Genomic DNA, 11694 nt, shown 5'->3' on the forward strand with positions numbered 1-11694 from the left:
ACTAGCTACCTATCACTATAGGTATGGTGAGGCGTCGCGTCGAGCGGGCGACGGCGCGAGGCGCCGTCCGCAGGTCAGGGTGGACAAACGCAGGCGGGGCCGGGCGTGGTGCCCGGCCCCGCCGTTGGATCGGGGGTCAGAAGCGCGCGCCCACGTCCGCGCCGTTGGCCGGGCGCAGGAAGGTGGAGGACGGGATCGAGCCGTCGGCGGTGCGCGTGCCCGTGATCGTGGCCGGGTTCGTGCTCGTGAACGACCACGAGCCGCCGAGGTCCCACGAGTTGCCGGAGCCGCCGGAGTTCGAGCCGAGCGAGGCGTTCGTGCCGTTGGCCGCCGCCAGGTTCTTGGTCAGGGTGCTCGCCGAGCGGTCGAACTGGAACCCGGTCTTCGGGTTGTCCCAGGCCGTGCTTCGCTCGATCCGGTGCCGGCCGGGGTTGTTGTTGTCCACGAAGCCGCCGGCCGCGTTGTCCCACGTCATCGTGTTGCGGACGGTGTGGTCGGCGGCGACGCCGTTGCCGCCCAGCTTGAACCCGTTGCCGTCACCGGTGAAGTCGGGCAGGTTCCAGCGGTTGAAGCCGTTGCCCCAGGCCAGGCTGTTCTCCAGCAGGATCGGCGAGGAGAACATCCAGTAGTCGAGGCCGTCGTCGGAGTTGTTCCACAGCCGCGCGCCGCGCACGACGTTGCCGCTGCCGGAGCCCTCCTTGATGGCCAGGCCGTCGGCGCTCTCGCCGTTCTTGCGCGGGTCGCGGTTGCCGTGGGCGTCCAGGTTGACGATCTGGTTGTTGCTCGACGCGCCCTGGATGTGCAGGCCGGACTCGTAGTTGTCGCGCGTGACGAGCCGGTCGAAGACGACGTTGTTGGTGTCCAGGCCGAACACGCCGTACGGGCCGTGGATGATCTCCAGGCCGATCAACCGCCAGTGGTCGCCCTCGATGTGCACGGCGCCGCGTTCCGCGCGCGGGATGCTGGACCCGACGGCGCCCGGCGTGTGCGGCATGTTCTCGCCGTCGATGACCACGTGCTCGCCGTTGTAGTTGCGCAAGGTGATCGGCTGGCTCGCGGTGCCGTTCTTGAGCAGCTGGATGTTGGTGCTCGGCGCGTACGTGCCGCCGCGGACGTGGATCGTGTAGCCGGGCTGGGCCAGGTCGACACCGCGCTGGATGGTGCGCAGGGGCGCGGCCGGCGTGCCGGGGTTGCCGTCGTTGCCGTCGGTCGCCACGTAGAGCGCGTCGGCGGGCGGCGGCGTGCCGTCCTGCGTGAAGTCGAGGTAGTCCACGTTCGGCAGGCCGGCCGAGGTGGTCGGGGTGAGCCGGATCGTGGAGTAGCCCGACGGCACCGTCACGGCGAGGGACTTCGAGACCCAGGTCGACCACGCGCCGGTCGCCTCGAACGAGACCGACCGCACCGTGGAGCCGTTGACCACGAGGTCCGCGGCGCGGGCGGTCGTGCCGCCGTTGGCGAACCGGACCAGGACCGTCGCGGCGCCCGCGGCCGGGGCGGTGACGGTGAACTGCGCGTGGGCGCCGACGGCGTTGTCCGCGTTGCAAAAACCGGCGCCCGAGTAACCGGGCCAGTTGGCCTCGATCACGCCCGTGCACACCGCAGGCGCGGATTCGGCCTCGTGGTGCGTGGTCGCCGCGGTCGCCACGGCACCCGGTAATACGAGAGCCGCGACGGCCGCAGTGGCGACGACAAAGGGTTTCAACCTCATTGTTTCTCCCTCAGTGTGACGCGGAGCGGCCTAAGTTCACGCTTCTGAACTGCACAAACAGTTCTGGGAGCGGTCCCAGCCGGGCACGTTAACGCACACCTTCGCGAGCACGCAATGTTTCGAGCGGGAGAATCTTCGGATTCACAATTATGAACAAATTGCGAGTCGGGCGCGGGGACGAATGCCGTCCCCGCGCCCGCCGTTCGCTAGTGCGGGGCGTCTTCGGCCTTGCCCGCCTTGATCATGAACGAGCCGACCACCGCGACCAGCGACAGGATCGCCGCCAGCAGGATCGCGGCGTGCATGCCGCCCATCTCCGCGCCGACCTTCGCCTCACCGGCGGTGGCCAGCTCGGCGGCACGCGCGCTCATCACGCTGACCAGCAACGCCACACCCGCCGCGGCGGCGAGCTGCTGGGTCGTGCTGAAGATCGCGCTGCCGTGCGAGTAGAGCCGGGCGGGCAGGGCGCCGAGGCCGGAGGAGAACAGCGGCGTGAACGAGAACGCCAGGCCCAGGCTCAGCACGAGGTGGAACACCAGCACGAGCGGCGTCGGCGTGCCCTCGTCGAACGTCGTGGCGAACCACAGCGAGCCGCTGGTGGCGACCGTGCCGACGATGAGCAGGACGCGCGGGCCCACCCGGTCGTAGAGCCGGCCGACGAACGGCGACAGCAGCCCCATCAGCAGACCGCCCGGCAGCAGCAGCAGGCCGGTGGCGAGCGGGTCGAGCGCCAGCACGTTCTGGGTGTAGATCGGCAGGATCGTGACGACGCCGAGCAGCAAGCCCATCATCACCATCATCAGCGCGCTGGCCAGCGTGAACGTCCGGAAGCGGAACGTCCGCAGGTCCAGCAGGGCCCGTTCGTCCCGCTGCAGCTGAACCTGCCGCAGCACGAACGCCGTGATGCCCACCACGCCGACCGCGAGCGACGCCCACAGCGTGGCGGACGACCCGCCGCCGCTGTGCCCGATGCTCGACAGGCCGTAGACCAGGCCGCCGAAGCCGAACACCGACAGCACGACCGACAGGATGTCGATCGGCGCGCTGCTCGCCTCGCCGATGCGGGTGACCCAGCGCAGGCCGAGCACCAGCGCGGTCACCGAGATCGGCAGCACGACCCAGAACATGGCGCGCCAGCTGAACAGGTCCAGCACCACGCCGGACACCGTCGGCCCGATGGCGGGCGCGACGGAGATGACGATGGAGATGTTGCCCATCACCGCGCCCCGGCGGGCCGGCGGCACGAGCGTCATGACGGTCGTCATCAGCAACGGCAGCATGATCGCCGTGCCACAGGCCTGCACGACGCGTGCCGCGAGGAGCACCTCGAAGCCCGGCGCCAGCGCGGCGAGCAACGTGCCCGCGCTGAACAGGCCCATCGCCACGCCGTAGAGCACGCGCGTGGTCACGCGTTGGATGAGGTAGCCGGTGATCGGGATGACCACCGACATGGTCAGCAGGAAGCCGGCGGTGAGCCACTGGCCCACGGCGGCGGTCACGTTGAGCTCGGTGAGCAGCACGGGCAGTGCGACGCCCATGATGGTCTCGTTCAGGATGACCACGAACGTGGCCACCAGCAGCACGCCGATCACGGCGCGGTCGGCGCGGGTGAGCGCGGGCGGCGACGTCACGGCGTCGGACACACCTGCGGAAGTCATGCGTGGATCCCCCAGAGGAAAAGACGGGCGCGACAAAGAGGCAACGGCGCCCCGAACATGCCAACCCTACCTCCGAGGATGCCGACGACAACTCACTTTTCCGTCAGCGAACGCCGACGGGCCGACGGGCCGACCTGCCGGCCCGGCCGAGGCGCTCGACCGCGACACCGCCGCGGCGCTCCGCGACCAACCCGGCTCAGCCGGTCACCCGCGAGAGGAAGCCGTTGAGCTTCACGGCGGTCCGGTCGACGAGCTCCGCCGGCGTGAGCGACTCGTGCAGCCGCGCGCCGGGGCCGGCGTCCTTCTTGCCGCGCAGGTAGAGCGAGCAGGCCAGGTCGGCGCAGAGGTAGGCGCCCACGGAGTTGCCCTGCTGGCCCTCGCGTCCCGCCTTGCGCGCCGTCATCAGGGCGACGCCGCCGCCCGGATGTGTGGTCAGGCACAGCGAGCACATCGTGCGCCGCGGCTGACCGGCGTGCGGCGACGCCAGGCGCAGCGCCACGCCGACCAACCCGTCGCCGGGGGCGGCGACCAGGTAGGCGCGTTGCGGTGACGCGGGGTCGCGCCAACCGAGGAAGTCCAGGTCGTCCCACGGCCGCTCGGACAGGTCACCCGGCACGGACAGGCGCTTCGCCTCGCCCTTGGTGCAGTTGACGAACGACGCGCGGATCTCGCGCTCGGTTACGGGTTCCATGCACCCAAGCTACGTCAGCTAGCTAATAGGGACAAATGTATAAGTGATAGCCTAGGACCTCTAGGTTCCGGGAGGGCGACATGGCACGCGCGGGGCTGACCGTCGAACGCCTGGTCCGGGCGGCGGCGGAACTGGCGGACGAGGTGGGTTTCGACAACCTGACCGTGTCGGCGCTCGCACGCCGGTTCGGCGTGAAGGACGCGAGCCTGTACTCCCACCTCAAGAACGCCCAGGACCTGAGGGAACGGGTGGCGGTGCTGGCGCTGGCCGAGCTCGCCGACCGCGCCGCCTCCGCCCTGGCCGGACGCGCGGGCAAGGACGCGCTCGTCGCCTTCGCCAACGCCTACCGCGACTACGCCAAGGAGCACCCCGGCCGGTACGCCGCCATGCGGGTCGACCTGACTCGTGAGATCGCGGTCACGAGCCGGGCGGACCGGCACTCGGAGATGACCCGCGCCATCCTGCGCGGCTACCACCTGCCCGAGCCGGACGAGACCGACGCCGTGCGCCTGCTGCACAGCACGGTGCACGGCTACACGGCCCTCGAAGCGGCGGGAGGCTTCCGCCACCACCCGCGCGACACCGAAGCGTCCTGGTCGAAGACCCTCGACGCGCTCCACGCCGTCCTCGGCAACTGGCCGTCCTGACGCGCCGTTCGACCCTCACGTCTTCGTCGGACCCCTGCGCTACTGTGCGCCGACGAATTTTGGCGGTCGGGACCGTGCTCTACTCCGGGGGCCTCTTCGGCGTGCTCACGCTGGGCCTGTGGTTGTTCTGCCTGGTCGACGTCATCACCACCGACGACGGCGACGCCAGGAACCTGCCCAGGACGGGTTGGCCGCTGATCGTGCTGTTCTTCCCGCTGGTGGGGCTCGATCACCTGGCTCGTGGCGGGCCGCACGTCCGTCCCGCCGGCAGGCCGCGCGCCTACGAGCGCACCGCGCCCGCGTTCCCCGAGTACGACCGCCCGGGCCGCTTCGCCGCCGCCTCCGAGTCCGACGCCGAGTTCCTCCGCCGCTGCCGCGAACGGGCCGAGGAGCAGCGCCGCAAGGCGCGCAAGTCCGAGGACGAGTCGCACCAGTGCCGTGGCCGGCGCCGGTCTGTCGCACGTGGACGGACCGGCCGTGGTGTCAGCGCGCCGGCTTCCGCCACGCCTCCAGCCCTTGCAGGGTGGAGATGTCGTCCAGGGTGGCGATGCCCGACTCGACCCCGACGGTGTGGCCGAGCAGCAGTCGGCGCAGCTCGCCGCCCGCGTGCCCGCTCGCGCCGACGACCCCGGCGGTCAAGCCGCCGACCGGTCGCCGACCTGCGGACGTGGGTGTGCGCACGGGCGTCCTCCCTCGGCCGGGCCAGGGGTGCGGTGCTCGGACCCGAGGCTAGCGGCCCACGCGGCGGGCTCGGCGAAAGTTCGTCGCACCGGCCGTGCGTGCTGCGGTGATCAGCGGCGGGGTCGTTGCTCCCGGGCCGCCGCGGGGATCGGCGACCCACCACCGAGGGCGGCGACGACCGTGTCGACCACGACGTCCCCGATGCGGCGTTGCGCGTCCATGATCCGGCGCGACACCGCGAGCGTCAGCCCGATCGCGAGTTCGGCGACCGCGGTGGCGGAGGCGCCTGGGACGGTGAACACGCGCACCCCGGCCCGCCAGGCGGCCTCCAGGTCGATGTTGTCCACGCCCGTGCCGGCCCGCACGACGACCTTGAGCTTCGAGGCGCGGCCAGGACGGACGCGGTGAGTCGCACACCGCTGCGCAGGACGATCACGTCCGCGTCCGCCACGAGGTCCGGCAGCTCGGCGGCGGACGGCCGCGGGCGCACGAGCACGTCCGCCACGCGGCGCAGGCGGTCCACCGCCGTGTCGTCGATCGGGTCGACCACGAGGACCTTCGCCGTCTCGATGACCGCCCCTCTCACCCTCGACGTGACCGGGTCCATGGTCCCGCGGTCGTCACCGTTCGGAGGACCCGGCTCGTGGCGTGATCTTCCTTGGTCAACTTGGCTCCACTGGATCCGAAACTTTCGACACCATTTGACATGGGTTGATCACCGCGCGTACCGCTGGGCGCGCCCACCGAAAGGCCGCACGGTTCACGGCCGAATGGCCCCTACCAGCGCAGCATCCACCTTTTGATACACGTCAATACACCGGCAGTTCATTGACGCGACACCACAGTGCCCCCTATCGTTTCGACCCAGTTCCCGAAAGTTTATCTGAATACTCGAAAGTTTCGGCGACCGTCCTGCAGACCCCCGCCAAGAAGCGGGCGGTGCCCAGCCGACCTCGGCACGCGGCTGTAGGAGGAACGAACGAGATGTCACAGCTCGTCCTGTTCGCGATCGACATCTGTGCGGTGGTGCTGCTCGTCTTCGGGCTCTACTTCCCGCGGCACCGCCGACGCGACCTCGTCGTCGCCTACCTGGGGGTCAACATCGGCGTCCTCGCCGTCGCGAGCGCGCTGAGCACCAGCAACACCGGTGCGGGCATCGGGCTCGGCATGGCGCTGTTCGGCGTGCTGTCGATCATCCGGCTGCGCTCGACGGAACTCGACCAGCACGAGGTGGCGTACTACTTCTCCGCCCTCGCCCTCGGCCTGCTCGGCGCGTTGAGCACGTCCTCGATGTGGCTCAACGGCGGCCTCATGGGGCTCATCGTCGTGGTGATGTTCCTCGGCGACAACCGCAGGCTGTTCCGCCACTACCGGCACCAGGTCCTGGTCCTGGACTCGGCCATCACCGACCACGTCACGCTCGTCGCGCACCTGGAGCAGCTGCTCAACGCCAGGGTGCACGCCGTCACCGTGCAGCGGCTGGACCTGGTGAACGAGACCACGATCGTCGACGTCCGCTACGCGCTGACCCCACACGCCCTGACCACAGCGCACACCTCCCCCGCACCGTCGGGAGCGCGCCGATGACCATGACGACCTCCATGCCCGCCCTCGCGCGGATGGCCCCGGTCGGGCTGGCCGAGCTGATCGAGCGGGCCGCGTTGCAGACCAGGGTCGACCGCAAGTACGTCGTGCCGGCCGGCACGCTGCCGCACCTGCTGGAGCAGCTCGCGCCGCACGCGCGGGTGCTCGACATCGGCGGTGAGCGGACGTTCCGCTACGAGTCGGTCTACTTCGACACGCCGCGGCTGGAGAGCTACCACTCCGCGGCCTACCGCAGGCGCCGCCGGTTCAAGGTGCGCACCCGCACGTACCTCGACTCCGGCGAGTGCTGGCTGGAGGTCAAGATCAGCGGCGCCCGGGGCAGCATCACCAAGCACCGGCTGCCGTACCACCCGGACGACTGCGACACCGTCCGCCCGGGACGCGACTTCGTCGACGAGGCGCTCGCCCGCGAGTCGATCGCGCCCGACGCCGACGGCTCGCTCGACCCGGTCCTGGTCACGGACTACCACCGCACCACGTTGCTGCTGCCGGAGTCCGCGAGCCGGGTCACCATCGACACCGCGCTGTCCTGGCGGCACGACGACGCCACGCTGCGGCTGTCCGGCTTGGCCGTGATCGAGACCAAGACCGCGTCGGCCGCCTCGCCGGTCGACCGCATGTTGTGGCAGCGGGGGGTGCGGCCGGCCCGGATCTCCAAGTACGCCACCGGTCTGGCCGCGCTCCGCCTCGACCTGCCCGACGCGCCGTGGCGGCGGACGCTGCGCCGCCACTTCCGGGGCGCCACGTCGCCGGTGGGCCCGGCACCGACCACCCCGTCCCACCGAACCGAACAGGAGGCATCGTGCGTGTGACCCCCCGCAGCAACGGCGCCGCGGCGACGACCCACAAGGCCAAGGGGCTCGCGGTCGCCGCGGTGCTCCTCACCGGTCTGCTCATCCCGTTCTCCGCGGGCGCCGAACCCAGCTCCCCCACCGGATCCACCACCGGCACGGCCGCCGCCGACGCCATCGCCGCCGCGGCGGCGGCCGACGACCTGGTCGGCGACATCACGTTCTCCGTGCCGAGCGGCACGTTCCAGGGACAGGTGTCGGTGTCGTTGAGCACCACGATCGCCGGCGCCCAGATCCGCTACACCACCGACGGCCGGCTGCCCACCGCGCAGTCGACCCCCTACCAGGGCTCGGCGGTGCAGCTCACCCGGACGACCCAGCTGCGCGCGCAGGCGTTCGTCGACAACGCGGCCTCCGGGCGTCCAGGCACGGCGATGTACGTCGCCCGCGAGGCCACCGCCACCGCGCACGACCTGCCGGTGGTCGCGATCGACTCCTACGGCGCGGGCAAGCCGCAGCGCGAGTACTTCGACGGCGCCACCATGATCTTCGAACCGCAGGCGGGCGGCACGACGTCGTTGGCCGCGACCCCGACCGTCGCCACGCGCGGCGGGTTCAAGCTGCGCGGGCAGTCGTCGGCCTCGTTCGAGAAGACGCCGTACCGGCTGGAGTTCTGGGACAACGCGGGCGACGACGCCGACTACCCGGTGCTCGGCATGCCCGCCGACTCCGACTGGGTGCTGCGCGGACCGTTCACCGACAAGTCCCTGATCCGCGAGGCGTTCATCTACGACCTCGGCCGCGAGATGGGGCTCAAGGCGCCTCGGTACAAGTTCGTCGAGTTCTACCTCAACACCGACACCACTCCCGTGGGCGCCAACGACTACATGGGCGTCTACATGCTGGTGGAGACCATCAAGAACTCGAAGAACCGGTTGGACCTCAAGGGTCTGGACGAGGACGACACGACCCTGCCCGCGATCCAGGGCGGGTACATCTTCAAGTTCGAGTGGATGGCGGCCGAGGAGCCGACGCTGGCGTGCACCGGGCCGACGAACACCTGCTGGAACTACCTCGAGGTGGCCGACCCCGACCCGTTGAACACCCAGCAGCGGGACTGGCTGCGCGGTCACATCCAGGAGTTCCACGACGTGCTCCGGGCGCCGAACTTCGCCGACCCGACCACCGGGTACCGGAAGTACGTCGACGTGCCGTCGTTCATCGACCACATGATCGTCAACGAGCTCAGCCGCGGCATGGACGCCTACATCCGCAGCACCCACTTCTACAAGGACCGGGACAGCAAGATCTTCGCCGGGCCGCTGTGGGACTTCGACCTGACGTTCGGCGTCGGCGGGTTCTTCCAGAACGACCAGGTCGCCGGTTGGCAGCACCTGCAGACCCGGCAACCGATCGCCAACGACTGGCACACCCAGATGCTGCGCGACCCGGCGTTCGTGAACCAGGTCAAGTCGCGGTGGCAGACGTTGCGGCGCGGCCCGCTCTCCGACTCCTCGTTGGCGGCGCGGGTCGACGCCCTCGCCCGACCGCTGACCAACGGCGCGCAGCGCAACTTCCAGCGCTGGCCGAACCTCAGCTCGCCGACCGTCGGCTTCTTCCGCACCCCGACCGCGCCCACGTGGCAGGGTCAGGTACAGGCGATGCGGGACTGGATGCAGCGCCGCATCACCTGGCTGGACTCGGCGCAGGGCTGGGGCGGTTCGACCACGCCGACGTCGACCACGACGACCACCACCACCACCACGACGACCACGCAGCCCGGCGGTGCGCGGTGTTCGGCGACGTACACGGTGGTCAACCAGTGGCAGGGCGGGTTCCAGGGCGAGGTCCGCGTCACCGCGGGCACGTCGGCGATCAGCAACTGGACCGTGTCGTGGACCTACACCGGCGGTGAGACGGTCAGCCAGTCGTGGAACGCCACCGTGACGAGCCAGGGATCGACGGTCACCGCACGCAACGCGACGCACAACGGCTCGGTCGGCGCGGGCGCCAGCACCACGTTCGGGTTCCTCGGCACGTCCACCGGGTCGCCCGGCAGGCCGACGCTCACGTGCACCGGTAGCTGACGACCCGACGCGTGCCCGACACCACCCCGGTGTCGGGCACGCGGTCGTGCGAATGCCTTCCCGACCCGTCACGTGGATCCGTTCGTACCTCAACGTGTCGGTCAGCGGCTCGTCCAACTGGACCCGGCCGTCCGTCTCCTGCGCCGCCTGCTGACCCCTGTCGGGAACCACCGACCCACGTGGCGCGACGGATCTGAGCCGTCGCGCCACGTTTACGTCAACTCCCCATAGCCGCGCGCAATTCGGCGTTGAACGGCCCTCGCCCTGGATCGGTTTCCCTCCGATGAGGACAGTGGAGGCGCAATCCGCTTTCCCATCGTCCTAGGGAGTTCGACGTTGTCCAGTACAGCTGAAACGCGGGCCGGGCGGCCGGCCGCCGGTGGGGCGCGCGGCGGGCTCGTCCTGCTGTTGTTGTGCGCCGCGCAGTTCATGATCGTCCTCGACTTCTCCATCACCAACGTCGCGCTGCCGACGATCCAGACCGATCTCGGCTTCTCCGCCAACGACCTGCAGTGGGTGGTCAGCGCCTACGCCCTGACCTTCGGCGGTTGCCTGCTGCTCGGCGGGCGGGTCGCCGACCTGCACGGGCAGCGGCGTCTGTTCATCGTCGGGTTGTTGGTGTTCGGGCTCGCCTCGCTGTTGGCCGGGCTCGCGCAGGACGCCGTGCAGCTGGTGGTGTTGCGCGGTGTCCAAGGTCTGGCCGCCGCGTTCGTGGCGCCGGCGGCCCTGGCGTTGTTGACGACCTCGTTCCCCGAAGGCCCGGCGCGCAACCGTGCGCTGGGCGTGTGGGGCGCGGTGCTGTCGTTGGGGTTCGTGTGCGGCGTCATCGCGGGCGGTGTGCTGACCGACCTGCTGAACTGGCGGTGGGTGTTCTTCATCAACGTGCCCATCGGCGTCGTCACCGGTGTCGCGGCGGTCCTGTTCCTCACCGAGGCCGCCCGGCCCGCCGACCGCACGAGGCTCGACCTGCCCGGCGCGGTCACGGTCACGGTGGCGTTGATCAGCCTCGTCTACGGGCTGTCGGTGGCGCACACGCACGGCTGGCTCGGCGCGACGACGTTGATCGCGTTCGCGTTGTCGGCCGTGCTGCTGGTGGCGTTCGTGCTCATCGAGAACAAGGCGCCGCACCCCCTCGTCCCGATGAGCATCTTCAGGCTGCGGGCCCTGGTCGTGGCCAACGTGACGAACCTGGCGCTGATCGGGGCGTTCGTCGGCTCGACCTACGTCGTCACGCTCTACCTGCAGGTGATCGAGCGGTACACGCCGTTGCGCACGGGGTTGACGTTCTCCGTGCTCGGTCTCACCGCCATGCTCGCCGGGTTCGTCGCGGGCCGGATCGCGGCGAGGATCGGCTCACGGGCCACGATGGTCCTCGGCGTCGCCGCGCAGGCGGTCGGGTCGTTGGCGATGGCCGCGCTGCCCTCCGGCGCGGCCGGGCTGGTCGCCGTGCTCGTCGGCACGGCACTGGTCGGGTTCGGCAACATCACCGCCGTCGTGATGATCATCATTTCGGCGACGGCGGGTGTGCCCGACGACCGGCAGGGTCTGGCCGGCGGCCTGTTCAACACGTCCCAGCAGCTCGGCTCCGCGCTCGGTGTCGCGCTGTTCGCGGCCATCGCGGTGAGCCGCACGGCCGGTGAACTGCCGGCGGGCGCGTCCGTGGCCGAAGCGCCCGCGGCGGCCCTGCTGTCGGGCTACCGGTTCTCGTTGCTGCTGTGCGGTCTGCTCGCCGTCGCGGCCGGGTTGTTCGCCGCCCTCGCCGACCGTCGCCGGTCGACCTGATCCTCCGCACGCGGAAAGGCTCGTAGGACCGGCACGTCCTACGA

At 70.5% G+C, this 11694-nt stretch carries 10 protein-coding genes; 5 read left to right on the forward strand and 5 right to left on the reverse strand.

What is annotated here, in order from left to right:
- Positions 1–136: 136 nt before the first annotated feature.
- The 3 genes from AB0H12_RS03985 to AB0H12_RS03995 all read right to left on the reverse strand — a co-directional run bounded on the left by AB0H12_RS03985 (position 137) and on the right by AB0H12_RS03995 (position 4057).
- Positions 137–1645 (reverse strand): right-handed parallel beta-helix repeat-containing protein, encoded by a 1509-nt coding sequence (locus AB0H12_RS03985; RefSeq protein WP_499620636.1) that lies wholly within the window; start codon positions 1643–1645, stop codon positions 137–139.
- A 269-nt stretch (positions 1646–1914) separates the two neighbouring features.
- Positions 1915–3366: a DHA2 family efflux MFS transporter permease subunit gene (locus AB0H12_RS03990; protein ID WP_499620638.1), complete on the reverse strand. Its 1452-nt coding sequence runs from the start codon at positions 3364–3366 to the stop codon at positions 1915–1917.
- Positions 3367–3562: 196 nt separating this feature from the next.
- On the reverse strand, positions 3563–4057 hold the full coding sequence (locus tag AB0H12_RS03995) for an FBP domain-containing protein (RefSeq protein WP_499620639.1): 495 nt from the start codon (positions 4055–4057) through the stop codon (positions 3563–3565).
- 80 nt (positions 4058–4137) lie between these two features.
- Here AB0H12_RS03995 and AB0H12_RS04000 point away from each other — a divergent pair, with 80 nt between their 5' ends.
- The gene (locus tag AB0H12_RS04000; RefSeq protein WP_499620640.1) at positions 4138–4704 is read left to right on the forward strand and encodes a TetR/AcrR family transcriptional regulator; all 567 of its coding nucleotides are present in this window, start codon (positions 4138–4140) and stop codon (positions 4702–4704) included.
- Positions 4705–5187: 483 nt separating this feature from the next.
- Here AB0H12_RS04000 and AB0H12_RS04005 read toward each other — a convergent pair whose 3' ends face one another.
- Together AB0H12_RS04005 and AB0H12_RS04010 are read right to left on the reverse strand one after the other, a co-directional pair.
- On the reverse strand, positions 5188–5385 hold the full coding sequence (locus tag AB0H12_RS04005) for a hypothetical protein (RefSeq protein ID WP_499620641.1): 198 nt from the start codon (positions 5383–5385) through the stop codon (positions 5188–5190).
- A 110-nt stretch (positions 5386–5495) separates the two neighbouring features.
- On the reverse strand, positions 5496–5750 hold the full coding sequence (locus tag AB0H12_RS04010) for a hypothetical protein (RefSeq protein ID WP_499620642.1): 255 nt from the start codon (positions 5748–5750) through the stop codon (positions 5496–5498).
- 619 nt (positions 5751–6369) lie between these two features.
- On the opposite strand from AB0H12_RS04010, the gene AB0H12_RS04015 reads away from it, so the two are divergent.
- From AB0H12_RS04015 to AB0H12_RS04030, 4 genes are all read left to right on the forward strand, one after another.
- The gene (locus AB0H12_RS04015) at positions 6370–6972 is read left to right on the forward strand and encodes a DUF4956 domain-containing protein (RefSeq protein WP_499620643.1); all 603 of its coding nucleotides are present in this window, start codon (positions 6370–6372) and stop codon (positions 6970–6972) included.
- Complete coding sequence (locus AB0H12_RS04020; protein WP_499620644.1) at positions 6969–7802, forward strand: polyphosphate polymerase domain-containing protein; 834 nt, start codon at positions 6969–6971, stop codon at positions 7800–7802. The genes AB0H12_RS04015 and AB0H12_RS04020 overlap by 4 nt, the downstream gene beginning before the upstream one ends.
- A complete protein-coding gene (locus AB0H12_RS04025) occupies positions 7793–9868 on the forward strand; it encodes a CotH kinase family protein (RefSeq protein ID WP_499620645.1) in 2076 nt (691 codons plus the stop codon). Before AB0H12_RS04020 ends, AB0H12_RS04025 begins: the two co-directional genes overlap by 10 nt.
- A gap of 336 nt (positions 9869–10204) precedes the next feature.
- The gene (locus tag AB0H12_RS04030) at positions 10205–11650 is read left to right on the forward strand and encodes an MFS transporter (protein ID WP_499620647.1); all 1446 of its coding nucleotides are present in this window, start codon (positions 10205–10207) and stop codon (positions 11648–11650) included.
- Positions 11651–11694 lie beyond the last annotated feature (44 nt).

It is taken from the genome of Actinosynnema sp. NPDC023794, from assembly GCF_040639675.1.
Classification (GTDB): domain Bacteria; phylum Actinomycetota; class Actinomycetes; order Mycobacteriales; family Pseudonocardiaceae; genus Actinosynnema; species Actinosynnema luteola.

What these genes read in the sequence shown, in the direction of transcription:
- AB0H12_RS03990 (WP_499620638.1), bottom strand. Translation starts at nt 3,366, where the DNA reads ATGACTTCCGCAGGTGTGTCCGACGCCGTGACGTCGCCGCCCGCGCTC.
- AB0H12_RS03995 (WP_499620639.1), bottom strand. Translation starts at nt 4,057, where the DNA reads ATGGAACCCGTAACCGAGCGCGAGATCCGCGCGTCGTTCGTCAACTGC.
- AB0H12_RS04000 (WP_499620640.1), top strand. Translation starts at nt 4,138, where the DNA reads ATGGCACGCGCGGGGCTGACCGTCGAACGCCTGGTCCGGGCGGCGGCG.
- AB0H12_RS04015 (WP_499620643.1), top strand. Translation starts at nt 6,370, where the DNA reads ATGTCACAGCTCGTCCTGTTCGCGATCGACATCTGTGCGGTGGTGCTG.
- AB0H12_RS04020 (WP_499620644.1), top strand. Translation starts at nt 6,969, where the DNA reads ATGACCATGACGACCTCCATGCCCGCCCTCGCGCGGATGGCCCCGGTC.